This is a genomic window from Streptomyces sp. NPDC058239 (assembly GCF_042882185.1).
Lineage (GTDB): Bacteria > Actinomycetota > Actinomycetes > Streptomycetales > Streptomycetaceae > Streptomyces.
Window position 1 is genome coordinate 431,236 of the sequence record NZ_JBHVWS010000003.1, and the last position, 23,437, is coordinate 454,672.

Annotated in this window: 19 protein-coding genes; 9 read left to right on the forward strand and 10 right to left on the reverse strand. The window is 69.4% G+C overall.

Annotated features, from left to right (window positions below):
* The first annotated feature begins 84 nt into the window (after nucleotides 1-84).
* The 5 genes from ACFVYE_RS06990 to ACFVYE_RS07010 all read left to right on the forward strand — a co-directional run bounded on the left by ACFVYE_RS06990 (nucleotide 85) and on the right by ACFVYE_RS07010 (nucleotide 6,614).
* Entirely contained in the window at nucleotides 85-1,551 is a 1,467-nt protein-coding gene (locus ACFVYE_RS06990) for a GuaB1 family IMP dehydrogenase-related protein (RefSeq protein ID WP_327276304.1), read from the forward strand.
* A 197-nt stretch (nucleotides 1,552-1,748) separates the two neighbouring features.
* Nucleotides 1,749-3,206, forward strand: a complete 1,458-nt coding sequence (locus ACFVYE_RS06995; RefSeq protein ID WP_383975323.1) for an aldehyde dehydrogenase family protein — start codon at nucleotides 1,749-1,751, stop codon at nucleotides 3,204-3,206.
* 112 nt (nucleotides 3,207-3,318) lie between these two features.
* Entirely contained in the window at nucleotides 3,319-3,774 is a 456-nt protein-coding gene (locus ACFVYE_RS07000; protein WP_114243475.1) for an Lrp/AsnC family transcriptional regulator, read from the forward strand.
* A gap of 287 nt (nucleotides 3,775-4,061) precedes the next feature.
* Nucleotides 4,062-4,859, forward strand: a complete 798-nt coding sequence (locus tag ACFVYE_RS07005) for a carbon-nitrogen hydrolase family protein (RefSeq protein ID WP_389604423.1) — start codon at nucleotides 4,062-4,064, stop codon at nucleotides 4,857-4,859.
* A gap of 48 nt (nucleotides 4,860-4,907) precedes the next feature.
* Nucleotides 4,908-6,614 carry a flavin monoamine oxidase family protein gene (locus tag ACFVYE_RS07010; RefSeq protein ID WP_383975329.1) on the forward strand — a complete coding sequence of 569 codons (1,707 nt, stop codon included), beginning with the start codon at nucleotides 4,908-4,910 and terminating at the stop codon, nucleotides 6,612-6,614.
* Nucleotides 6,615-6,671: 57 nt separating this feature from the next.
* On the opposite strand, the gene ACFVYE_RS07015 is transcribed toward ACFVYE_RS07010, so the two are convergent.
* The 10 genes from ACFVYE_RS07015 to ACFVYE_RS07060 form a co-directional block, all read right to left on the reverse strand.
* Nucleotides 6,672-7,520 (reverse strand): fumarylacetoacetate hydrolase family protein, encoded by an 849-nt coding sequence (locus ACFVYE_RS07015; protein WP_383978693.1) that lies wholly within the window; start codon nucleotides 7,518-7,520, stop codon nucleotides 6,672-6,674.
* A 78-nt stretch (nucleotides 7,521-7,598) separates the two neighbouring features.
* On the reverse strand, nucleotides 7,599-8,621 hold the full coding sequence (locus ACFVYE_RS07020) for a hydroxyacid dehydrogenase (protein WP_383978690.1): 1,023 nt from the start codon (nucleotides 8,619-8,621) through the stop codon (nucleotides 7,599-7,601).
* Nucleotides 8,605-9,660, reverse strand: a complete 1,056-nt coding sequence (locus ACFVYE_RS07025) for a dihydrodipicolinate synthase family protein (protein WP_383978687.1) — start codon at nucleotides 9,658-9,660, stop codon at nucleotides 8,605-8,607. Before ACFVYE_RS07025 ends, ACFVYE_RS07020 begins: the two co-directional genes overlap by 17 nt.
* Nucleotides 9,661-9,668: 8 nt before the next feature.
* Complete coding sequence (locus ACFVYE_RS07030) at nucleotides 9,669-10,697, reverse strand: NAD-dependent epimerase/dehydratase family protein (RefSeq protein WP_383978685.1); 1,029 nt, start codon at nucleotides 10,695-10,697, stop codon at nucleotides 9,669-9,671.
* Nucleotides 10,698-10,703: 6 nt separating this feature from the next.
* On the reverse strand, nucleotides 10,704-11,651 hold the full coding sequence (locus ACFVYE_RS07035) for a carbohydrate ABC transporter permease (protein WP_389604426.1): 948 nt from the start codon (nucleotides 11,649-11,651) through the stop codon (nucleotides 10,704-10,706).
* Nucleotides 11,652-11,653: 2 nt separating this feature from the next.
* Entirely contained in the window at nucleotides 11,654-12,559 is a 906-nt protein-coding gene (locus ACFVYE_RS07040) for a carbohydrate ABC transporter permease (RefSeq protein WP_383978696.1), read from the reverse strand.
* 241 nt (nucleotides 12,560-12,800) lie between these two features.
* On the reverse strand, nucleotides 12,801-14,057 hold the full coding sequence (locus tag ACFVYE_RS07045) for an ABC transporter substrate-binding protein (RefSeq protein ID WP_389604429.1): 1,257 nt from the start codon (nucleotides 14,055-14,057) through the stop codon (nucleotides 12,801-12,803).
* 47 nt (nucleotides 14,058-14,104) lie between these two features.
* Nucleotides 14,105-15,361 (reverse strand): Gfo/Idh/MocA family protein, encoded by a 1,257-nt coding sequence (locus ACFVYE_RS07050; RefSeq protein WP_389604431.1) that lies wholly within the window; start codon nucleotides 15,359-15,361, stop codon nucleotides 14,105-14,107.
* Between the two features lie 81 nt (nucleotides 15,362-15,442).
* The gene (locus tag ACFVYE_RS07055) at nucleotides 15,443-17,593 is read right to left on the reverse strand and encodes a peptidase C14 (RefSeq protein WP_383976876.1); all 2,151 of its coding nucleotides are present in this window, start codon (nucleotides 17,591-17,593) and stop codon (nucleotides 15,443-15,445) included.
* 210 nt (nucleotides 17,594-17,803) lie between these two features.
* Nucleotides 17,804-18,661 carry an IclR family transcriptional regulator gene (locus ACFVYE_RS07060; RefSeq protein ID WP_383976874.1) on the reverse strand — a complete coding sequence of 286 codons (858 nt, stop codon included), beginning with the start codon at nucleotides 18,659-18,661 and terminating at the stop codon, nucleotides 17,804-17,806.
* A gap of 290 nt (nucleotides 18,662-18,951) precedes the next feature.
* Here ACFVYE_RS07060 and ACFVYE_RS07065 point away from each other — a divergent pair, with 290 nt between their 5' ends.
* The 4 genes from ACFVYE_RS07065 to ACFVYE_RS07080 all read left to right on the forward strand — a co-directional run bounded on the left by ACFVYE_RS07065 (nucleotide 18,952) and on the right by ACFVYE_RS07080 (nucleotide 23,378).
* Nucleotides 18,952-20,322, forward strand: a complete 1,371-nt coding sequence (locus tag ACFVYE_RS07065; protein WP_383976872.1) for an aspartate aminotransferase family protein — start codon at nucleotides 18,952-18,954, stop codon at nucleotides 20,320-20,322.
* The gene (locus ACFVYE_RS07070; protein ID WP_383976871.1) at nucleotides 20,322-21,509 is read left to right on the forward strand and encodes a mandelate racemase/muconate lactonizing enzyme family protein; all 1,188 of its coding nucleotides are present in this window, start codon (nucleotides 20,322-20,324) and stop codon (nucleotides 21,507-21,509) included. Before ACFVYE_RS07065 ends, ACFVYE_RS07070 begins: the two co-directional genes overlap by 1 nt.
* The gene (locus ACFVYE_RS07075; RefSeq protein ID WP_383976869.1) at nucleotides 21,506-22,351 is read left to right on the forward strand and encodes an amidohydrolase family protein; all 846 of its coding nucleotides are present in this window, start codon (nucleotides 21,506-21,508) and stop codon (nucleotides 22,349-22,351) included. The genes ACFVYE_RS07070 and ACFVYE_RS07075 overlap by 4 nt, the downstream gene beginning before the upstream one ends.
* A 187-nt stretch (nucleotides 22,352-22,538) precedes the next feature.
* On the forward strand, nucleotides 22,539-23,378 hold the full coding sequence (locus ACFVYE_RS07080) for an SDR family NAD(P)-dependent oxidoreductase (protein WP_383975960.1): 840 nt from the start codon (nucleotides 22,539-22,541) through the stop codon (nucleotides 23,376-23,378).
* Nucleotides 23,379-23,437: the final 59 nt, after the last annotated feature.

Here is a 23,437-nt window from a genome sequence, read left to right on the forward strand (position 1 = left end):
TTGGAGGAACGTATGAACGCGGGGGCGATTTGCTGTGTCTTCCTGGAAGCGACCTGCTCCGTTTCGTATGAAAAAATGAGCGTTATGCGTTTTCTTGAGCCCGGCACTGGTCGCTACACAGACTCCCCCTCGGTCCCGTACGACCTCACCTACGACGATGTCTTCATGGTTCCGGGCCGTTCGGCGGTCGGTTCCCGCCAGGGTGTCGACCTCTCCTCGCCGGACGGCAGCGGCACCACCATCCCGCTCGTCGTCGCGAACATGACGGCTATCGCGGGCCGCCGGATGGCCGAAACTATCGCCCGCCGCGGCGGGCTCGTCGTCATCCCTCAGGACATCCCGATCGACGTCGTCACCGATGTCGTCTCCTGGGTGAAAACGCGCCACCTCGTGCTCGACACGCCGATCGTGCTGGCCCCGGGCCAGACGGTTGCCGACGCCCTGTCACTGCTGCCGAAACGCGCACACGGCGCGGGTGTCGTCGTCGACGAGGAGCAGCGGCCCCTCGGGGTCGTCACCGACCACGACCTGACCGGTGTCGACCGCTTCACCCAGCTCTCCGAGGTCATGTCCAGGGATCTGGTGCTGCTCGACGCGGACATCGACCCGCGCGACGCGTTCAACAAGCTCGACGGCGCCCACCGCAAGCTCGCCCCCGCGGTCGACGCGGACGGCCGGCTCGTCGGCATCCTCACCCGTAAGGCCGCACTGCGCGCCACTCTGTACACCCCCGCCACCGACGCGGCCGGCAAGCTGCGGATCGCCGCCGCCGTCGGGATCAACGGCGATGTGGCCGGCAAGGCCAAGCAGCTCCTCGACGCGGGCGTCGACACGCTCGTCGTCGATACCGCCCACGGCCACCAGGAGTCCATGATCAGCGCGGTCAGGGCCGTCCGGGCGCTCGACCCGCAGGTGCCGATCGTCGCGGGCAACATCGTCGCCGCCGAGGGTGTGCGCGACCTCATCGAGGCCGGCGCGGACATCATCAAGGTCGGTGTCGGCCCCGGCGCCATGTGCACCACCCGGATGATGACCGGTGTGGGCCGGCCGCAGTTCTCCGCCGTCCTGGAGTGTGCCGCCGAGGCGAAGAAGTACGGCAAGCACGTCTGGGCGGACGGCGGCGTCCGTCACCCGCGCGATGTCGCCATGGCGCTCGCCGCGGGCGCGTCCAACGTGATGATCGGCTCCTGGTTCGCCGGTACGTACGAGTCGCCGGGCGACCTCCAGCAGTCCGCCGACGGCCGCTTCTACAAGGAGTCCTTCGGCATGGCGTCCGCGCGCGCCGTGAAGAACCGTACGTCGGACGAGTCGGCGTACGACCGGGCCCGCAAGGCGCTCTTCGAGGAGGGCATCTCCACCTCGCGGATGTTCCTCGACCCGGCCCGGCCCGGCGTCGAGGACCTGATCGACTCGATCATCGCGGGCGTCCGCTCCTCCTGCACCTACGCCGGTGCGGCCTCCCTGGAGGAGTTCGCCGAGAAGGCGGTCGTCGGGGTGCAGAGCGCCGCCGGTTACGCCGAGGGCAAGCCGCTGCACGCCAGCTGGAGTTGATTCCGAAGTCCCGCAACACCGTTGCCCCTCACGGCCGTTCGTGCCGTGAGGGGCAACGGCGTCTTCGGGTGTCCTCGCGGGGCTCAGGGAGGTCCGATTTCGGCGCTCGAATACCGTGATGAACAGCTCCAACCGCATTGAGATGTAAGTAATATGAAGCGCAATCAGCTGCCCGCCTCTCTGCGGTAAGGGATCTCATGTCCTTCTTCACTGACCTGGCCCATCAGTACATCGACGGCGAGTGGAGGCCGGGCAAGGGGTCCTGGGACATCATCGACTTCAATCCGTACAACGGGGAGAAGCTCGCCTCGATCACGGTCGCCACGGCCGACGAAGTGGACCAGGCGTACCGGTCCGCCGAGGCCGCCCAGCGGGCGTGGGGCGACACCAATCCGTACGCCCGCCGGCTGGTGCTGGAGCGGGCGCTGCGCGTCGTCGAGGAGCGCGAGCCCGAGATCAGCGACGCGATCGTCGCGGAACTGGGCGGCACCCGGCTGAAGGCGGCCTTCGAGCTGCATCTCGCCAAGGAGTTCCTGCGGGAGTCGATCCAGCTCGCGCTGCGGCCCTCGGGGCAGATACTGCCCTCGCCGACCGAGGGCAAGGAGAACCGCGTCTACCGGGTGCCCGTCGGTGTCGTGGGTGTCATCAGCCCCTTCAACTTCCCGTTCCTGCTGTCGCTGAAGTCGGTCGCCCCCGCCCTGGCGCTCGGCAACGCCGTGGTGCTCAAGCCGCACCAGAACACCCCGGTGTGCGGCGGCACACTGGTGGCGAAGGTGTTCGAGGAGGCGGGGCTGCCGGCCGGGCTCCTGAACGTCGTGGTCACCGACATCGCGGAGATCGGTGACGCACTGCTGGAGCACCCCATTCCGCAGGTCATCTCCTTCACCGGTTCGGACAAGGTGGGGCGGCACGTCGCCACGGTCTGCGCGGCGAACCTCAAGCGCGCCGTGCTCGAACTCGGCGGCAACAGTGCGCTCATCGTCCTCGACGACGCCGATCTGGACTACGCCGTGGACGCGGCCGTCTTCAGCCGGTACGTGCACCAGGGCCAGGTCTGCATGGCCGCGAACCGGATCCTGGTCGACCGGGCGGTGGAGAAGGAATTCACCGAGAAGTTCGTCGCCAAGGTCGCTTCGCTGCGGGTGGGGGACCCGGCCGACCCGGAGACCCGGATCGGCCCGCTGATCAACTCCTCGCAGGCCGAGGCCATTTCATCGCTCGTCGACCAGACCGTCGAGGCCGGCGCGACGGCGCTGCTGCACGGCAGTGCCGACGGCAATCTGGTGAGCCCGTCCGTGCTGACCGGTCTGGCCGCGGATTCCCCCGTCCTGTCCCAGGAGATCTTCGGGCCGGTCGCGCTCCTCGTACCGTTCGACGGTGAGGACGAGGCGGTCCGGATCGCCAACGACACCCCGTACGGTCTGAGCGGCGCGGTGCACACCGGCAACATCGAGCGCGGCGTACGGATCGGGCAGCGCATCCACACCGGCATGATCCACATCAACGACGGCACGGTCCACGACGAGCCCATCGTCCCGTTCGGCGGCGAGAAGAGCTCCGGCCTCGGCCGGCTGAACGGCGAGTCGATGATCGAGGCCTTCACCACCCAGAAGTGGATCTCGGTGCAGCACGGCCGTTCGCAGTTCCCGTTCTGACCGGTCACCGGATGCGGTGAGCGCGCCCGGCGGGGCGGGGCCATGGTCTACTTCGGGGGCGGCACCCTGCCGCCCCCGACGCCGGCCATCGCAGAGAAGTGAACCACCCGAAGTGCGCCTGAACGACCTCGACGAACGCATCGTCCACGCCCTCGCCGAAGACGCCCGGCGCTCCTACGCGGACATCGGCGCGCTCATCGGTCTGTCCGCGCCCGCCGTGAAACGCCGTGTGGACCGGCTGCGCGCCGAGGGCGCGATCACCGGCTTCACGGTGCGGGTGGACCCGGCGGCGCTGGGGTGGGAGACCGAGGGATTCATCGAGATCTACTGCAGCCGCAATACGTCGCCGGAGGCGATCAAACAGGGGCTTGCGCGGTATCCGGAGATCGCGTCGGCCTCCACGGTGACGGGGGAGGCCGACGCGATCGTGCAGGTCTTCGCCGCGGACATGCGCCACTTCGAGCAGGTGCTCGAGCGGATTGCGGGCGAGCCGTATGTGGAGCGGACGAAGTCCGTGCTCGTGCTGTCGCCATTGCTGCGGCGGTACTCGTCGGGGTCGCCGGAGTAGGGCGCCGGGCTGCGTCCGGCGGCCGCCCCGTCCTCGATCGACGGACGGGCCGGCAGTTTCCGGGCGGGCCGGTGATGCCGGGCTGCGGGTCTTCGGCGAGGCGTCGGGCTGAGACCTGGGTCACCTGCTTGACCTGCAAAGACGTCGAGCGCAATGAATCGCCGCCACAGGCCGTCGGCGCGCAATGGATCGACGGTGCACGCGCAACGGTCGCGCCTTGTCCGGTTCGAGTGGCGGACCGTACCGTCAATACGTCCCCGCCCCGCCCGCACCGCCCGAGGTCAGCCATGCCGCCGTTGCGTACCGCCCTGCTCCAGAGCTCCGGACGACCCGGGCATGTGGACGAGAACATCAAGGCGCTCGACGGAGCCGCACGGCGGGCGGCGGACGCCGGGGTTCGGCTGCTCGTCTGTCCCGAGCTGTTCCTGACCGGGTACGCGATCGGGGCCGATGTGCCCCGGCTGGCCGAGCCGGCGGACGGGCCTTGTGCCCGGGCCGTCGCCGAGATCGCCGCACGGCACGGGCTCGCGGTCCTCTACGGCTACCCGGAGCGCGCGGGCGAGCAGATCTTCAACGCCGCGCAGCTCATCGGGCCGGACGGGTCGGCGCTCGCGAACTACCGCAAGACCCATCTCTTCGGCTGCTTCGAGCAGGAGTGGTTCACCCCGGGCGAGCAGCCCGTCGTCCAGGCCGAGCTGGACGGTGTACGCATCGGGATCATGATCTGCTACGACGTCGAGTTCCCGGAGAACGTCCGCTCGCACGCCCTCGCGGGCACCGATCTGCTGCTGGTGCCCACCGCGCAGATGCACCCCTTCCAGTTCGTCGCCGAGTCCGTCGTACCGGTCCGCGCATTCGAGAGCCAGATGTACGTGGCGTACGTCAACAGGACCGGTCCGGAAGGCGAGTTCGAGTTCGTCGGGCTGAGCTGCCTGGCCGGTCCCGACGGCACCGTCCGCACTCGCGCCGGACGCGGCGAGGAACTGGTCATCGGTGAGGTCGACCCCGAGTTCCTGAGCGCGTCGCGCGCCGCCAACCCGTATCTGAACGACCGCCGCCCCGGTCTGTACGGCTCCCTCGTCTGAGCCCGCCACCCCTCGTTCCACCTTTTTCGTGCAAGGAGTCCGTACCCCATGACGTCCACGGTGCCCAACGCCGTCCAGCACACCGACGCGGCTGAGCCGATCACCATGTTCGGGCCGGACTTCCCCTACGCGTACGACGACTTCCTGGCACACCCCGCGGGGATCGGGCAGATACCGGCGACCGGGCACGGCACCGAGGTCGCCGTCATCGGTGGCGGGCTCTCCGGCATCGTGGCCGCGTACGAGCTGATGAAGATGGGGCTCAAGCCCGTCGTCTACGAAGCCGACGAGATCGGCGGCCGGCTGCGCACTGTCGGATTCGACGGCTGCGATCCGGAACTCACCGCCGAGATGGGCGCGATGCGCTTCCCGCCGTCCTCCACCGCTCTTCAGCACTACATCGATCTGGTCGGCCTGGAGACGAAGCCGTTCCCCAACCCGCTCTCCCCGGCCACCCCGTCGACCGTCGTCGACCTCAAGGGCGAGTCGCACTACGCGCGGACCATCGCCGATCTGCCGCAGGTCTACCGCGATGTGATGGACGCCTGGAACCGGTGTCTGGACGAGGGCGCGGACTTCTCCGACATGAACCGCGCGATGCGCGAACGCGATGTGCCCCGCATCCGGGAGATCTGGGCGAAGCTCGTCCACAAGCTCGACAACCAGACCTTCTACGGATTCCTCTGCGACTCCGACGCCTTCAAGTCGTTCCGGCACCGTGAGATCTTCGGCCAGGTCGGCTTCGGCACCGGCGGCTGGGACACCGACTTCCCCAACTCCATCCTGGAGATCCTGCGCGTCGTCTACACCGAGGCGGACGACCACCACCGGGGCATCGTCGGCGGCAGCCAGCAGCTCCCGCTGCGGCTCTGGGACCGCGAACCGCAGAAGATCGTCCACTGGCCGCTCGGCACGTCACTGTCCTCGCTGCACGACGGCGAGCCGCGCCCCGCCGTGACCCGGCTGAACCGCACCGCCGGAAACCGGATCACCGTCACCGACGCCACCGGCGACATCCGTACCTACCCGGCCGCCATCTTCACCGGGCAGTCCTGGCTGCTGCTCTCGAAGATCGACTGCGACGACGCGCTCTTCCCGATCGACCACTGGACGGCGATGGAGCGCACCCACTACATGGAGTCGTCCAAGCTGTTCGTCCCGGTCGACCGGCCGTTCTGGCTGGACGAGGCCGTCGACGACAGTGGGGTGCCGACAGGGCGGGACACCATGTCGATGACGCTCACCGACCGGATGACCCGGGGTACCTACCTCCTCGACGACGGGCCCGACAAGCCGGCCGTCATCTGCCTCTCGTACACCTGGTGCGACGACAGTCTGAAATGGCTGCCGCTCTCCCCGAACGAGCGCATGGACGTCATGCTCAAGTCGCTCGGCGAGATCTACCGGGACGTCGACATCAGGAAGCACATCATCGGCAACCCGGTGACGGTCTCATGGGAGAACGAGCCCTACTTCATGGGTGCGTTCAAGGCCAATCTGCCGGGTCACTACCGCTACCAACGGCGGCTGTTCACCCACTTCATGCAGGACCGGCTGCCCGCCGACCGGCGGGGTCTGTTCCTCGCGGGCGACGACATCTCCTGGACGGCCGGATGGGCCGAGGGCGCCGTACAGACTGCACTCAACGCCGTGTGGGGTGTGATGACCCAGTTCGGCGGCGCGACCGATGCGACGAACCCCGGCCCCGGCGATGTCTTCGACGACATCGCCCCGGTCGAACTCCCGGAGGACTGAGACCGCCCCCCAATTGCCGGCCGGTCTGAGACCGGCCGGTCCGAGACCCGTTCGGAGCTACGCGGGCCGGCAGACGCTGCGCTGCCGGCCCAGGCCCGAGATCTCGACCTCCATCACATCGTCCGGACCCAGGTAGGGGAAGCGGCCGGACAGCGCCACACCCTGCGGAGTACCGGTGTTGATGATGTCGCCGGGCTCCAGCACCAGATACTGCGACAGATGGTGCACCAGATGCGCCACGCTGAAGATCATGTCCGCGGTGCTGGAGTCCTGCCTCGGCTCCCCGTTCACATAGCTGCGCAGCCGCAGCTGCTGCGGGTCACCGGCCTCGTCGGCCGTCACCAGTACCGGTCCCAGCGGGTTGAACGTGGCGCAGCTCTTGCCCTTGGACCACTGGCCGCCCGACTGCTCCAGCTGGAAGGCGCGCTCGGAGACGTCGTTGCTGACGGCGTAGCCCGCGATGTGTGCGGCGGCGTCGGCGGGAGAGTCCAGGTAGGAGGCCCGGCGGCCGATGACGACGGCCAGCTCCACCTCCCAGTCGGTCTTCTTCGAGCCGCGCGGGATCAGCACGTCGTCGTACGGGCCGACCACGGTGTTCGGCGACTTGTAGAAGAGGATCGGTTGCGCGGGCGGCTCGGCACCCGACTCCGCCGCGTGGGCCGCGTAGTTCTGGCCGATGCAGAGCAGTGCGGAGGGACGGGCCACCGGGGCTCCGATCCGCTGACCGGTGATGTCGATCTCCGGGAGCGCCGGCTCGGCGGGGATCAGGTGCGGATTGTCGGCGAGCGCGGCGAGGAACGCGCCGTCGATGTCGTGGGTGATGCCGGACAGGTCGTGGTGACGGCCCTCGGGGCAGATGGCAACGGGGCGCTCATGGCCCGGCTCGCCGATGCGCATCAGTCGCATGACGGTTGAACTCTCCTGACAGGTACGGGGGTTGGACAGGGATCAGGGCCTCTTCCGGTCCTGATCCGCCGCACAGCGCTAGTGCAGACGGGTGAGGGCGTCGGCGGTGACCGCGTGGACCGGGGGGCGTCCGGCGAGCAGCCGCAGCACCTCGTTGACGGCGCTCATTCCGAGCCGCTGCCGGCACTCGACGCTGCCTGCTGCCTGGTGCGGGGTGAGCAGCACATTCGGCAGGGAGCGGAAGGGGTGGCCGGCGGGCAGCGGCTCGGCGTCGAAGACATCGATTGCCGCGTCCAGCCGGCCCGATGCCAGCTCGGCGAGGAGTGCGTCCTCGTCGACCAGCCACGACCTGGCGGTGTTCACCAGGCCCGCCCCGTCCGGCATCAGCGCCAGCTGTTCGGCGCCGATCATCCTGTGGGTCTCCTCGGTGACCGGCGCGTGCACGGCCACGATCCTGCTGCGCGACAGCAGAGTCCGAAGCGGTACGGACTTCACGCCGAGCGCCTCGGCGTCCGCATCGGAGAGGTACGGGTCGGTGACGCTGACCCGCGCCCCCATCGCCCGCACCAGGCCGATGTAGGCACGTCCGGTGCGAGAGGCGCCGATCACGCCGATGTCGCTGCCATGGATCTCGTGGCGGGGCGGTGCCTCGCTCGCCGCCGCCCACTCCAGCCCGCCGCGCAGGGCGTGGTCGAAGCGCTGGATGCGGTGGAGCAGCGAGAGCGTGAACGCGAGAGCCACCTCGGCGACCGGGCGGGCCATCTCGTCGCCCGCCTGGGTGACCAGGATGCCCCGCCGGAACACCTCCTCGGTGACATAGGGCGCGACCGCCGAACCGGTGTGCGCCACCAGCTCCAGCCGGTCGGCCGATGCGAGGAGTCCGGCGTCCACCTTGGGCGCCCGCCACGAGGTGATCAGCGCGCGGGCGCCGGGCAGCGCCGCGGCCACCGCCGCCCGGTCGGAATGGTCGTCCAGGACCGTCAGCTCCGCCGCGCGCTCCAGCTCCCGCCACACCTCGGCGGTGAAGAACTGGGCCCGCAGGCCCGGTGGTACGGCGACTACCACCCGGGGGCGGCCGGCAGGATCAGGAGAGCCAGGCATCGAGGTGCTCCGAAACGAAGGCGTCATCGGTCAGCCAAGGGTAGGCCGCGGCCACCCGGCTGATCTCCTCCGTCTGCCCGGGGGAGAGCGTCTCGGCCGGGTCCAGGCACCTGATGTTCGCCAACAGACCCTGGCGGTGCAGCACTTCGTGCACCCCGGCGATGCAGCCGCGGAAGGCGCCGCGCACATCGAAGACCGCGCTGTTGGCATCGGTCAGCTCGGAGCGGCGCGCCAGACAGCGCACCATCGCCTCGTGGTCCCCGCCGCGCGCCTTGCGGACGTCGTCGAGGAGCGTCACCGCGGAGCTCGTCCACACGGCCCACTGGCCGAGGAGGCCGCCCGCGAACCAGCGCGGTGTGCCGCCCGCCGTCTCGTACGGGGTGAGCAGATCACCGATGATGTCGTCGTCGTTGCCCGTGTACAGAGCCACCTCGTCGGCGCGGTCCGCGGCGGCCACCGCCCGTACGACATCGGCGGTGCGGTACCGGTCGAACGGGGCGATCTTCACCGCGGCCGTGTTCGGCAGATCGGCGAAAGCGGACCAGAAGCCCGGCGACAAGTACCGGCCGCCGACGGCCTCCTGGAGATAGAAGCCGATCACCGGCAGCACCTCGCCGACTGCCCGCGCCCGCTCCAGCAGACCCTTCTCGTCCGCACCGGGCACGGCCGGGCTGAGCAGCACCGCGTCATAGCCGAGCTCGGCGGCGGTCTCGGCCTCGGCGACGGCCTGCGCCGTGTATCCGCAGGCACCGGCGACCTTGATGAACGGCCGGCCGGCCTCGGCGTCGATCGTCTCGGCGGCGAGCTCCAGAACCGGCCGGAACAGACCGACCTCCGGCTCGCGGATCTCGAACTGGGTGGTGTGTACGGCGACGGCGACTCCGCCCGCGCCCGAGGCGAGGTAGTAGCGGGTCAGCGCACGCTGCCGGCGCTCGTCGAAGGAGCCGTCGGCGTGCAGGGCGAGCGGATGGGCGGGGATCACGGCACCGTGGGCGAGCGCGTCCAGGGCGGGGGTGGACAGGAGGGAGGGAGTGGACATGGAGTGGATCAGAACCTTCCGTCACGGACCTGGAACTTGGTGGGCTTGCCGGACAGCGGCAGCCCGCGGCGCAGCCAGTCGGCCTGCCACTCGACCAGGGTGCGCAGAGCGACATCCGGGTACCCGAAGAGAGCATGGCAGCGACTTGCGTCGGAGAGCAGTGCGGTGGGCGCCTCCTCGCCCGCGAAGACCGGCTCCCGGTCGAACTCCTCGCCGAACCACTGGGCGATACGGCGCACCGACGCGGTCTCCGGACCGGTGAGGTTGAGTGTGAACGCCTCGCCGTCGGTGGCGTGCAGCAGGGAACGCAGAGCGACCTCATTGGCGTATCCCTGCCACACCACATTGGCATGACCGGTCGTCACATCGACGGGTTCACCGGCCTGTACGCGGTACGCGATGTCGGCAAGGACTCCGTAGCGCAGATCGACCGCGTAATTGAGACGGATGTTGGCGACCCTGGTGCCACGGGTCAGCGCCGCATGGCCGAAGATCCGCTCACGGCCGAGACACGACATGGCGTACTCGCCGACCGGGCCGACCGGGTCGGACTCGGTGCATCCGCCGGAGGAGACCGGTACCAGCGGATACACATTCCCGGTGGAGAACGCGGCGATCCGCGAACCCGACCAGCGGCGCGCCACCCGGTCCGGCATCGCGGCGTTCACGGCCCAGGCGTGCGAAGGCGCTCCGGCGGAGCCGAACTTGGCGCCGACCATGAAGACGACGTTCCCGGCGTCCGGCAGCTCGGCCGGATCGGCGGCCGGGTCCATCAGGTCGAAGGCGACGGTGGAGACCCCGGCGGCCTCCAGCTCGTCGGCGGCGGACTTGTCGGACCAGCGGGAGACCGCGTACACGGTCACATCCGTACGTCCCGCGGTGTCCAGCGCCCGGCGGGCCAGCCGGCACAGGCTGGGACCCATCTTGCCGCCGGCGCCGAGCACCAGCAGATCGCCTTCGAGGCGGCCGAGGTCGGCGATGAGCGCGGGGGAGGGGGTGGCGAGCCGCTCTTCGAGAGCGGCCTCATCGGTGAACATTCGTAGCTATCCCTTGATTCCGGACGCGGTGACGCCCTCGGTGAAGTAGCGCTGGCCCACCATGTACGCGGCGAAGATGGGCACGAACGCGATGACGGAGCCGGAGAGCACCACATTGAGCGGCACGTTCTGCTGCTGGAGCGAGGCGATGCCGACGGTCAGGGTGCGCATGTCGGTGGACTGGCCGATGACCAGCGGCCACAGGAAGTCGTTCCAGTGCCACAGGAAGACGAAGACGCCGAGCGTGGCGAGGATCGGCTTCAGCAGCGGCAGCACGATCCGGTAGAAGATCTGCCACTCGTTGCAGCCGTCGAGCCGGGCCGCCTCGAAGAGTTCGTCCGGCAGGCCCTGGATGAACTGGCGCATCAGGAAGACCGCCTGGGCGTTGGCCAGGGTCGGCACGATCAGTCCCCAGTACGTGTCCACGCCGCCCAGCTTCGCGATCATCGCGAATGTCGGGATCATCGTGACGTGGTACGGGACCATCACCATCGACAGGAACGACCAGAACATCGTCTCCCGGCCCGGGAAGCGTTTCTTGGCGAAGGCGTACCCCGCGAGTGAGGCGAGAAGCAGCACGCCGACGACCGAAACGACCGAGTAGATCAGGGTGTTGACCAGCCAGCGCGGCACGTCCTGGGCGTTCATGACGGTGTCGTACGCCTCGCCGGTCAGCGGCCACGGCAGCAGACTGCCGGGGAACTCGACCGCCGCGGACGGCTTCAGGGAGAGCACGACCATCGCGTAGAACGGGAAGATCGTCACGATCGCGGCCACCGTCAGCAGCGCGGCGCGTGCGATCCGGCCGGCCGGGGTGGGCCGCATTCCGTGCGGGACGGTGTCCTGCTCCGAGAGTTTGCGCAGCTTGCGTTCGGCGCGGCGAGCGGCCCGGTCGGGGGCCGCGGGAGCCTTGCCCGGGGGCGGGGTCTCGGTCTTGGCGGGTGCTGCGGTCATGGTCACTGGTCCTTCCCGATCACGAGCCGCTGGATCACGGCGACCACCACGGTCAGCACGAAGAGCGCGACACCGATGGCGGAGGCGTAACCCAGGTCGAAGTACTTGAAGCCCGCGTCGTAGAGCTGGAAGACGAGCGTGTAACTGGCGTTGGCGGGGCCGCCGCCGGTCATCGTGTAGACCGCGTCGAAGACCTGGAACGAGGCGGTCGTCTCGATCACCGCGAGGAAGAACAGGGCGGGCTTGAGCTGCGGCAGCACGATGTACCGGAACCGCTGCCAGGGGCCCGCACCGTCAGTGAGGGCCGCCTCCTCCAGCTCCCGCGGAATGTCCTGCATGCGGGCCAGCAGGATGAGCATCCCGTACCCGAAGCGGGACCAGACACCGACGATCGCGAGCGCGGGCAGCACCAGCACGTCGTCGGAGAGCCAGGAGCCCTCGGACATCCCGAACCAGCCCATCAGGGTGGACCACGGGCCGCCGGTCGAGAAGATCCAGACGAACACGGTGGCGGCCAGCACCAGTGAGGTGACGACCGGCAGGAAGAACACCGAACGGAAGAACTTGGCACCGCGGAACGCGCGGCGGGTGATCAGCGACAGGGACACCGACGCGATCAGCGTGCCCGGCACGGCGAGCACGGTGTAGAGGACCGTGACCCTCAGCGCCTGCCAGAACAGCGGGTCGTCCCACAGGCGGGTGAAGTTGTCCAGTCCGATGAAGCTGCCGCCGCCGGTCAGGGAGTAGTCGGTGAAGCTCATCAGCACACCGGCGACGCCCGGACCGAACCGGAAGGCGAGGAAGAGCAGGAAACACGGAAGGACGAAGAGCAGGCCGATCCGGGCCTCGCGGCGCGCCTGCGGCCCGCTGCGACGGCCCCGGCGGGTGGGTTCCGCGACGACTGCCACGGGGATCTCCTTGCGGTACGGGGGGAATTGCGGGGAGGGGGCGGGGGCGGGGGGCGGGTGGGGGCGGGCCCCCGCCCCGCGGGTGTTTAAGCGGCCCCGCAAACGCGGGGCGGGCGTCGTGGGGGGGGTGAGGTGCGCCCCCGCCACGTCGCGGGGTTTCCTGGGGGGGTGGGGGTGTTTGGGGGGGGTGGGGGGGGGGGGGGGGGTCCGGGTGCGGCCGGACCCCGGCCCCGCGGATGATTCAGCGGCCGAGCATCGCCTGCGCGGCCTTCTGGGCGGCGTTCAGCGCCTCCTGCGGGCTCTTCTTGCCCAGCAGCGCCGCCTGGATCTCCGGCGCGAGCACGCCCTGGACCTCACGGGCCTTGTCCTGGAGCGGGCCCACCGTCATGCTCGGCAGAGTGGCGCCGACCGCCGTCTGCAGTGCGTCGTCCGGGTACAGGTCGCCGCCGGACCTACGGGCCGGGAAGTAGCCCGCGGCCTTCTGCAGACCGGCCGCGTTCTTCGACTCGGCGACGAAGTTCAGCCAGTCGCCGGTGTTCTTCTTGTCGGCGCCCTTCAGCATCGACAGTGCGCCCACGGTGCCGTAACCGACCGACTCGACGTCCTTCAGCGGCGGCTGGACGACGATGTTCTCCTTGCCCCAGAACGGCTCCACGTCCGCCGGGGTGTTCTGCCAGGTGCAGGCGATCTTGCCCTTGGCGGTCGGGGTCTGCTCCAGCTTGGGCGTGGTCGTGACCAGGTCCTTGTCGGTGTAGCCGCCGTCGACGAGCTTCTTCAGATACGTCAGGGCCTTGACGCCGGCCGCGTCGTTGAAGGTGACGTTCTTGCCGTCCTCGGAGAAGACGTCGCCGCCGGCCTGCCACAGCAGCGGGTAGAAGGTCATGTTCAGCGTCTGCTGGGTGTCACCGCTGTAGCTGGTGGCGTAGTAGCCCTTCGCCTTCAGCTTCGGGGCCAGCGCCTCCAGGTCCGCCCAGTTCGTCGGGTAGTTCTTCTCGCCGATCGCGGCGAACACCCGCTTGTCGCAGATCAGCGGGTTGGCGCTGGTCAGGATCGGGGTGGCGAGCGCCTTGCCGTCGACCGTGACGGACTTCAGCGCGAAGTCGGTGTAGTCCGACTTGGCGTCGGCCGGCATGTAGTCGTCGGCCGGGACGATGCTCCTGGCGTACTTCGGCAGCTGGTCCGGGATCAGGTAGACCGCGTCCGGGCCCTTGCCGGAGGCGATCGCGGTGGCCAGCGCGGTGTCGCGGTTGGCCCACGGGAAGGTCTCCACCTTCACCTCGACGCCCGAGTGCTCCTTCTCGAACGCCTTGACCAGGCCGTCCCAGTACGCCTTGTTCTTGGCCTCGTCGAAGATGACCGGGTAGGTCCACATGGTGACGGTGTTGTCGTCGCTGCCGCTGCCGGAACAGCCGGCCAGCACACCGGCGGCGAGCGCGGTGGCCAGGACGGGGGCGGCGACGGCACGCACTCTGGAACGGCGGGTGAGGAGACGGGACATGAGGTGGTCCTCCGAGGACGTGAGGGTGGGGCGGGGGAGAGGGGGTGTCACTTGGCCGGCACCGTCTGGACGGTGCCGGTGTGCCGGGCGCGTTCGGCGGCGAACGCCGCGAGATGACTGCCGAGCGAGGTGGCGGGACCGGAGCGGACGGCCCCGGCGTCACCGGTGGCGACGGCGGTGACGAACGCCTCGACGAGCGCGGCGTCCCCGCCGCCGTGCCCGTCGGCCGCGTTCGAACCGGAGGCGCCGAGTTCATGGACGGTGCTCTCGCCGGTCCGGAAGTCCTGCACGGTGACCCGCTCGCCGTCGCCGATCAGCCAGCCGTGCGAGCCGAAGATCCGGGTCTGCCGATGCGTCTGCTCGGTGAACGCCACCATCTGGAAGGTCGCGGTCACCCCGTCCGTCAGCTGCATCGCCAGCACCTGGTGGTCGACCACGTCGTTGTCGCTGCGATACGCGCAGACGCCGTACGGCCCCTCGCGCAGCGCCTGCACGAGCCCGGCCTCGTCGGTCGCCTCGGTGACATGGGTGACCGGCCAGACCGCGCCCTTCTCACGCAGCGTCGGCATGTACAGCTTCAGCGCGCTGTACGGGCAGTCGGACTCGACGGCACAGTCGAGACAGCGGTCGGCGGACCCGGCCGGAGCATTCTCCGGCCGGAAGTGCTTCAGCCCGCCGAAACCGGTGACCTGCTCGATCCGGCCGCCCATGACATACGTGATCCAGTCCAGGTCGTGGCAGGACTTGGCGAGCAGCATCGGGGAGGAGTCCTTCTCGCTGCGCCACGGCCCGCGCACATAACTGTGGGCGTAGTGCCACCAGCCGACCGGCTCCAGATGGTCGAGGGAGACCAGCTGACCGAGCACGCCGGAGTCCACGACCTCCTTCACCAGGTCGGTGTAGGGGGTGTACCGCATGACATGGCACACCGCGAAGAGGACCCCGGCCCGCTCCACGCCCTCGACGATCCGCCGGGTCTCGTCCTCGGTCGGGGCGAGGGGCTTCTCGGCGAGGATCGCGTATCCGGCCTCGGCCAGGGCCAGCACCGGCTCCACATGGAAACGGTCCTGGGTGGCGACGATGACGGCGTCGGCGATGCGGTTCTCGGCCAGCGGCCGCCAGTCGTCGAATTCGACGGGTGCACCGGCGGCGGCCCGCGCCGCGGGGCGCGGATCGGCGACGGCGACGAGTTCGGCGCGCTCGGGGTGCGCCTTGATCCACTCGGCGTACGTCAGACCGCGGTTGCCGGCGCCGACGAGCGCGACCCGTACGGGCCGGCCGGTGATCGGGGTATGCGTGGACACGGGGAATCCCTGGTACTCGATGGGTGAGGGCCTTTCGTCTGGATCGAGCCCGGCATGATCCGAACGAAAGGGCCCAAGTGGTCAGAAGCGCAGCGTGGCCGCGGTGTGGGCGACGCGGTCGCCCTCGTCCGGCAGCGCGGTGCGCTCGGTGCCGTCCTCTACGCAGCCGGTGTGCAGCAGATGGCTGGAGTTGCCGCTGAACGCCGCCGGCCGCAGTTCGAGCCGGCCGCCGGTGAAGGTGGAGCCGGTGGCCCGGTAGCGGTTGGGGCCCTCGGCGACCAGCACATGGGCGGTGCCCTCGGGGGCGGTCGAGTCGAGGCCGGTGAGCTGCCAGTCGACGGTCCGTCCGGAGCCGGTACGGGCCAGCAGGGCGCCGTCCTTGTTGGTGCCGGTCAGGCGCGTTCCGTCGATGCGCAGCCGCTGGTTCTTCGTCGAGGTCAACTTGAGTCCGGTGTCGCGGAGTTCGCCGCCGAGGACGGTGATGTCGGCGTGCGCGAGCGAGACCGGGGCGGTGTCCTTGGAGCCGGTCAGGGCGCACTGGTCCAGGACGAGCGGCCCGGTGCCGTTGAAGACCGCGCCGTCGACGCCCTTCAGCGTGCTGCGCTGAAGTGTGAGCGGGACGGTGACACCGGCCTGGGTTATCTCCGCACCCGCCGCGAAGGCGAACGAGGAGTCGGCGATCACATTGGGGCGGGCGGACAGGTCCGAGGCCCGGGAGACGATCAGCGGGCCGGAGGCCGTACAGCCGCGCATCTGCACACCGTCGGCGTTGACCCAGAGCATTCCCGAGCCGGCCAGGGACTTCTTGCCGATGACCAGTACGTCTTCCAGCGTCAGATCGGTGATCTTCACGCGGGCCACGAACCAGGAGCAGGCGTGTCTGCGTACCGTGATCCGCTTGGCCCTGCCGCCCCACGCCGCACCGGAGTTGGCGAAGGTCATCAGACCGGAATTGCCGGTGTAGACGAGGTCGTGCTCGAACTGCCCGTGCGTCACGAACGGGCCTTCGTCGTCACCGTCGCCGTGGCAGTTGGTGACATAGCAGTAGGCGGAGGCCGTGAAGTCGTTGAGATGACGGGCGTTGGAGGTGTGACAGTCCTCGACGTGCCCGTACAGACAGTAGATCTGCTGGGTGAGGTAGCCGGCGCCGCCGTACGTGACGGACTTGGGGTTGGTCAGCGAGCACTGCTCGGTGCGGTAGTACGTGCACCAGCGGCGCATCACCACCGGCCAGAAGGTGCCGATGGCCTCGATTCCGGAGACGTCGCAGCGCACCGCGTACTCGTATGCGACCGGGTGCGAGCCGGTCATCTCGTCCTCGCCCCAGCCCTCGAAGACGAGGTTGCGGACGTGGGCGCGGTCGACGGGCTCGATCCGGGTCCAGGTGAGGGTGCGGCCGGCGGCCAGGTCCCAGCCGATCTGGTAGTTGACCCGGATGTGCGTCGGGTCGACGACATCGGTGACCTGGACGAGACGCTGGATCTCCTTCTCGTACTTCCCCGACAGGGCGTTGATCTCCACGGCCCACCACTGGCCGACTGAGAACTTCGCCGAGTCGCCGACCTCGAAGAGGTCCGAGAGATCCGGCATCGCCGCGCTCAGGGTGTGCTCGACGGTGGTGTCGGTGACGGTGCCGCGGAAGGAGAGGACGGCGCCGAAGGGGTTGTCGTGGGTGTTCTTCTCGATGCCTTCGGTGCGTATGCGGTGGCCGCCGAAGTCGAGTTCGATGTCGGAGCGGTTCCAGAGGTGGCGTTTGGTGAGGAGGAGGTCGGTGTGGGCCTCGATGCGGTGGACGCTGTTGTCGGCGATCATCGCGTCGAGGGCGGCGTCGGCGGGTTCTTCGGCGTCGAAGTGGCCGAAGGTGCGGAAGTCGAGGGTTCCGGTGTGGAGCTGGAGCCAGCGGCCGGTCTTTGTGGTGGTGGGTGCGATGACCGTTCCGCCGTTGTGCGCGGCGTCGGACTTCCGGTCCCAGCGCACGGCCATCGCGCCGCCGTCGCCGGGGGTGTGGTGGCCGGCGACCAGGACCTGGGTTCCGTCGTCGAGCGGCTTGGTGTTCAGCGCGCGCAGCTCGGCGACCGTGTCGACACGCAGCACGTCGCCTGCATGCGACGGTGCGGCCTGTGCCGGGCCGGAGGCCACGGCCGAACCGGCCACGACCAGACCGGCCAGCCCCGAAGCCCGCAACAGAGTACGACGGGACGAAGCGGAGGTGTGTTGGTGCGGAACGCTCATGCGGACTTCGCCTTCCGAGAAGTGCCGAAAATGAGGGAGCGTTCCTGCGGTGGACTGCCATGAGGCGGATGGCTGAAAAAGGGTCCGGCCGTCGGATGTTCACGACGCGGTGGGCAGGCGTCGGAAGCGGACCGGAAGGGGGTAAATCGGCGGTGACGAGTGAGCGTCACCGCGGTTGGCAGGGAACCTACGGCGGGTTACGCCGATTGGTCAAGACCCGAATCCGTCGGAATGCGATGTGTCGGTGTCGGATGTGTCGTCCTCCGCGTCGTCGACCCAGCCCAGCGAGACGCTGATCCGCCTTGCCGCGTCCCGTACCTGGCCGCCCAGTTCCTGGTAGCGCCAGGCCGGCAGACCGAGCTTGAGGCCGGTGATGGAGATGGCTCCGGCGCACACCGAACGGTCGTCGAAGACCGGCGCGCCGATGCAGATGATGCCCTCGGCGTCCTCCTCGTCGTCCAGGGCGTAGCCGACTCGGGCGATGTCGCGCAGATGCGACAGGAAGGTGGCCGGGTCGGTGATCGTGCGGGACGTACGACGGGGCAGCCCGAACCGCTCGACGACCGCGGCGGCCTCGCTCTGCGGCACGGCGGAGAGCAGCGCCTTGCCCAGGCCCGTGCAGTGCGGCAGCTCGCGCTGCCCCATCCGCAGATCGAGCCGGACGCGCTGGTCGAGCTCGACCTGGTCCACGACGACCGCATGGCCGTCCTCGGGCACGGCGAGCCTGGAGGCCATGCCGGTGGTCCGGGTGAGCTCGCGCAGAACGGGGTGGGCGACCCCGCGCAGGGACACCTGGGAGCGGGCCCGGTCGCCGAGCCGGGCCAGGCTCATGCCGAGCCGGTAGCGGCGGTTCATGCCCTCGCCGTCGTCCGAGACGAGGCCGTAGGCGCGCAGGGTCTGGAGCATGCCGAAGGCGGCGCTCTTGGAGATGGAGCAGGCCTGGCCGACCTCCGTGACGCTCAGGCCGTTCCCCTGCGCGGGGGCGGCGAGCGCTTCGAGGATGTCCGCTGCCCTGGCCACGCTCTTGACCCAGTACTTCGGTTCTTCTGGGGCAGCACTGTTCGTCATAGCAGAACAGCCTAGTGCCTCCAGGTGGGTCAGTTGCGCTTTCTCTGTGAAGAAGGCCTGGAAACAGGCCTTTCGGTGTCCGGAAAGGGGTTGACCGGCCCTGGCGCCGCACGTAATATCCAGGCACTGTTCTGCTCTACAGAACAGTGTTCGGAAAAAACGAAACGCACCACCCAAGCACCACGGATCACCCTCTTCCTGCGGCGACTGCCGGGCGGATGGCGCCAGGGACTCACAGGCCGGGCAGGGCCTGCGAAAACCGACGACTCTCGACGCAAGGAGCAAGCGATATGAGTTCAGGCCCGGTAGGCAACGAATCCGGAGCCCGACTCGCCGAGCGCGCCCGCCAGGTCGTACCCGGCGGAGTGAACAGCGGTCAGCGCAGCGTTCCCGGACTGACCGACCTGGTCGTCACCGGAACCGACGGCGCACGGTTCCGTACCGCCGACGGACGCGAGTACACCGACTTCCACTCGGCGTTCGGCCCGCCCCTGCTCGGTCACAACGACCCCGACGTGGCCCGTGCCACCGCCGAGGCCGGCGCCACCCTCGGCCATATGGGCGTCGGCGTCACCGAGGGCGAGGTCCTCCTCGCCGAACAGCTCACCGAGCTGATCCCGTCGATCGAGAAGGTGCTGCTCACCAGCACCGGCAGCGAGGCCACGTTCCACGCGCTGCGTGTCTCCCGCGCCGCCACCGGCCGCCGCCTGGTCGTCAAGTTCCAGGGCTGCTACCACGGCTGGCACGACGCGGTCAGCCTCAACGTCATCTCCGCCTCTTCGATGGTCGGCGGCCACGACCCGATCTCGACCGGCATCCTGCCCGAGGTCCTCGAAGCCACCCTCGTCCTGCCCTTCAACGACAGCGAGGCCGTCCGCCGCACCTTCGCCGAGCACGGCTCCGACATCGCCGCCGTCATCGTCGAACCCGTCCCGCACAACGTCGGCGCGCTCCTGCCGTACCAGGAGTTCCTCACCACGCTGCGCGAGGAGACCACCAGGGCCGGCAGCGTCCTGATCTTCGACGAGGTCATCACCGGCTTCCGCCACGACATCGGCGGCTGGCAGAAGATCTCCGGCATCACCCCCGACCTCACCACCCTCGGCAAGGCCATCGCCAACGGCGCCCCCGTCGGCGCGATCGGCGGCCGCGCCGACCTGATGGACCTCTTCTCCACCCGCCCCGGCGCCCCCGCCTTCTTCGCCGGTACGTACAACGGCCACCCGTCCGTCGTCGCCGCCGCCCTCGCCACCCTGCGCAAGCTGCGTGAGGAGCCGGTCCACGAGCACGTCTTCCGGCTCGGCGACCGTGTCCGCAGCGAACTGACCGGACTGTACGAGCGCCTCGGCGTCCCCGCCGTCGTCACCGGTTACGGCTCCGTCTTCGTCAGCTACTTCATGCCGGGCGAGACCCCCCGTACCTACGCGGACCTGCTGAACAACGACGCCTCGCTGTTTGTCGGCTACCGTCGCAAACTCCTCGACCACGGCCTGTTCGAACTGCCGCTCAACCTCAAGCGCAGCCACATCAGCTACGCCCACACCGACACCGACGTGGACCGTCTGATCGAGGGCACCGAGGCCGCGGTCAAGGCCGTTCTCGCCGACGGCGGCGCGCGCGACCTGGAGAACACCTCCACCATGGGCGGAGCGACCCGCTGATGCTCACTGTCAACCGCACCCGCCCCGCGGGCCCCGCCGGACGGATCACCCGGGTCGAGACCCTGATGCTCGGCACCTCCTGGCGCGACTTCGGCTATGTCCGGGTCCACACCGACGAGGGCCTGTCCGGCATCGGCGAGATCACCCACCCCTACCGGGTCAGCGAGGTCTGCGCCCTCACCGAGGCCCTCGCACAGCGCCATCTCATCGGCGCCGACCCCTTCGACATCGAGGAGCTGTGGCTCCGTGTCTACCAGGGCGACTTCCTGCGCGGCGGCGACATGGGCGGCATCGCCCTGTCCGGCCTCGACCAGGCGATGTACGACCTGATGGGCAAGGCGCTCGGCGTCCCCGCATACCGGCTGACCGGCGGCGCCTGCCGGGACGAGGTACGCGTGTACGCCAACGGCTGGTACACCGGCGAACGCGAGCCCGAGACCTTCGCCGCCAAGGCGAAGGAGACCGTGGCGAAGGGCTTCACCGCCCTCAAGTTCGACCCGTTCGGCCCCGGGCTGCACGAGCTGGAGCGCGCCGAACTGCGCCGCTCCATCGCTCTCGTGGCCGCCGTCCGCGAAGCCATCGGGCCGGACATCGACCTGTTCATCGAGGGCCACGCCCGGTTCGCCATGCCGACCGCCGCCCGCCTCGTGCGGGAACTGGAGCCCTTCGACATCGGCTGGTTCGAGGAGCCGATGCCGTGGACCCACATCGAGCGGTACGCGGAACTGCGCCGGCGCGCGGCGTTCCCGATCTCCGGCGGTGAGCACTTCCACAACCGCTACGAGTACAAGCAGCTCTTCGCCACGAACGCGGTCGACATCATCCAGCCCGACCTCTCGATGGCCGGCGGCTTCACCGAGGTCAGGAAACTCGCCGCGATTGCCGATACCCACGGCATGCTCGTGGCCCCGCACAACTCCAACTCGCCGCTGTGCACCACCGTCTCGGTGCACGCGACGCTCGGAATCCCCAACCTGAAGATCCTCGAAACCTTCGACGGACTCCTCGAGGACTACGTCTTCGACGCACTCAAGGGCACCCTCCCGATCATCGACGGCCACATCGGCCTGCCGACCGCCCCGGGAATCGGAGTCGAGCTCGTCGACGAAGTCTTCGAGGAACACCCGCCCAGCCACCGCTTCTGGAACATGTTCGCGGACGGCTGGGAGAAGCGGAACCGGACATGATCGTCGACGTCCACTCACATCTCTTCCGGCACAGCCACGACTTCACCGACCCGTTCAAGTCCGACTCCGCCCGCGCCCACGCGGGCGAGGTCGACCTCACGGTGAAGTGGGAGGAGTACGCGGCAACGGCACCCGAGGGCACCCGCACGATCGTCGTCGGGGGCAAGGCGCGCCGCAGCGGCCTCTGGGTCGACGACGACGCCGTCGCCTCGTACGCCGGACAGCACCCCGATCGGCTGATCGGCTACCTCTCCCTCGACCCCACCCAGCCCGGCTGGCAGGACGAACTCCGCTACGGGCACCAGGAACTGGGCCTGCGCGGCATCAAGCTGATGCCGATGTACGCGGGCTTCGACCCGGCCGCCGAGGAGTACGACGAGCTGTACGGCTACGCCGAACGGCACGGCCTTCCGCTCCTCGTCCACACCGGCACGACCTTTGTGTCGAACGCGCCGCTGGAGTGGGCAATGCCCCGTCACCTGGACGCGGTCGCCATCCGCCACCCCGAACTGCGGATGGTCCTCGCCCACCTCGGCCACCCCTTCGAGGGCGAGTGCATCGCGGTCATCCGCAAGCACCCGCATGTGTACGCGGACATCAGCGCCCTGCACTACCGGCCCTTCCAGCTCTGGCACAGCCTCCGGCTGGTCCAGGACTACGGGGTCTTCGACAAGCTGATGTTCGGCAGCGACTACCCGTTCACGACGGTCGACGACTCGGTGAAGGGGCTGCGGGAGATCGCCCGCATCCCCGGTATCCCCGGACTGCCGCCGCTGGATGCGGACGCGGTGGAGGAGATCATCCACCGGCCGTCGCTGGACCTGCTCGGCCTGACCGGCTGATCCGGCCGTTACCCCGAACCTGCCGGTACGGTGCCGGGGTCATCCCCCTGTCGCCCGGTACCGACCGGCAGCCGGGCCGCCGCGCCATCACCCATGTGTCCCAGCGCGGCGGCCCGGACCCCTCCGGCGATCAGTACCGGAGCCGACACACCCCTCTCCGTACCGCTCCGCCTGGAGGAACCCCGCCATGACCGCAGCCGTCCCGCCCCGCGGAACCGACCGCTTCGATCTGACCGGCCGCACCGCAGTCGTGACCGGGGCCGCCCGGGGCCTCGGCCGGTCCTTCGCCGTCGGCCTCGCGGAGGCCGGCGCTGATCTGGTCCTCGTCGACCTGCCCGGTGCCCAGGGCATCGCCGAGACCGCGGCGGCGATCGAGGCACTCGGCCGCCGGTGCCGGACCTATGGTCAGGACCTCGCGGACATCGACGCGCTGCCCGGCTTCGTCGACGCCGTACGCGCCGAGGCGGGCCTGCTGCACATCCTGGTCAACAACGCGGGCACCGCGGCGCTGGAGCGCTTCAACGAGATCACCCCGGCGAGCTGGTCGCACATCATGCGGGTCAACGTCGACGCCGTCTTCTTCCTTAGCCAGCGCATCGCCGAACACATGACGGCGGACTCGGTCGCGGGCCGCATCATCACCATCACCTCGAAGAACGCCCTGGTGGCGGAGGCCGGCCTGGCCCACTACAACGCCTCCAAGGCCGCCGCCCAACTGCTCACCGAGACCCTGGCGGTCGAGCTCGCCCCGCACGGCATCACCGCCAACACCCTCGCCCCCGGCATGGTCGAGACCCCCATCGACGGCGAATTCCCCTTCGACCGGGAGGCCTTCGAATCCGCGTACCGCGAGCGCATCCCGCTCGGCAGGTACGCGCAGCCCGACGAATGCGTGGGCGCGCTGCTGCTGCTCGCCTCGGACGCCGGGGCGTATCTCACCGGGGCGCGCATCGTCGTCGACGGGGGAGTGCTGGCGGACCAGATGCCCCGTATGCGCTTCATGCCGCCGTACCGCAACACGATCTGACCGCGACCGACCGGCAGTCGGTTCTCACCGAGCACGCATCGACTACGCGAGGAGCGCCT

What these genes read in the sequence shown, in the direction of transcription:
- ACFVYE_RS06990 (WP_327276304.1), top strand. Translation starts at nt 85, where the DNA reads ATGCGTTTTCTTGAGCCCGGCACTGGTCGCTACACAGACTCCCCCTCG.
- ACFVYE_RS06995 (WP_383975323.1), top strand. Translation starts at nt 1,749, where the DNA reads ATGTCCTTCTTCACTGACCTGGCCCATCAGTACATCGACGGCGAGTGG.
- ACFVYE_RS07005 (WP_389604423.1), top strand. Translation starts at nt 4,062, where the DNA reads ATGCCGCCGTTGCGTACCGCCCTGCTCCAGAGCTCCGGACGACCCGGG.
- ACFVYE_RS07010 (WP_383975329.1), top strand. Translation starts at nt 4,908, where the DNA reads ATGACGTCCACGGTGCCCAACGCCGTCCAGCACACCGACGCGGCTGAG.
- ACFVYE_RS07015 (WP_383978693.1), bottom strand. Translation starts at nt 7,520, where the DNA reads ATGCGACTGATGCGCATCGGCGAGCCGGGCCATGAGCGCCCCGTTGCC.
- ACFVYE_RS07020 (WP_383978690.1), bottom strand. Translation starts at nt 8,621, where the DNA reads ATGCCTGGCTCTCCTGATCCTGCCGGCCGCCCCCGGGTGGTAGTCGCC.
- ACFVYE_RS07025 (WP_383978687.1), bottom strand. Translation starts at nt 9,660, where the DNA reads ATGTCCACTCCCTCCCTCCTGTCCACCCCCGCCCTGGACGCGCTCGCC.
- ACFVYE_RS07030 (WP_383978685.1), bottom strand. Translation starts at nt 10,697, where the DNA reads ATGTTCACCGATGAGGCCGCTCTCGAAGAGCGGCTCGCCACCCCCTCC.
- ACFVYE_RS07035 (WP_389604426.1), bottom strand. Translation starts at nt 11,651, where the DNA reads ATGACCGCAGCACCCGCCAAGACCGAGACCCCGCCCCCGGGCAAGGCT.
- ACFVYE_RS07045 (WP_389604429.1), bottom strand. Translation starts at nt 14,057, where the DNA reads ATGTCCCGTCTCCTCACCCGCCGTTCCAGAGTGCGTGCCGTCGCCGCC.
- ACFVYE_RS07055 (WP_383976876.1), bottom strand. Translation starts at nt 17,593, where the DNA reads ATGAGCGTTCCGCACCAACACACCTCCGCTTCGTCCCGTCGTACTCTG.
- ACFVYE_RS07060 (WP_383976874.1), bottom strand. Translation starts at nt 18,661, where the DNA reads ATGACGAACAGTGCTGCCCCAGAAGAACCGAAGTACTGGGTCAAGAGC.
- ACFVYE_RS07065 (WP_383976872.1), top strand. Translation starts at nt 18,952, where the DNA reads ATGAGTTCAGGCCCGGTAGGCAACGAATCCGGAGCCCGACTCGCCGAG.
- ACFVYE_RS07070 (WP_383976871.1), top strand. Translation starts at nt 20,322, where the DNA reads ATGCTCACTGTCAACCGCACCCGCCCCGCGGGCCCCGCCGGACGGATC.
- ACFVYE_RS07075 (WP_383976869.1), top strand. Translation starts at nt 21,506, where the DNA reads ATGATCGTCGACGTCCACTCACATCTCTTCCGGCACAGCCACGACTTC.
- ACFVYE_RS07080 (WP_383975960.1), top strand. Translation starts at nt 22,539, where the DNA reads ATGACCGCAGCCGTCCCGCCCCGCGGAACCGACCGCTTCGATCTGACC.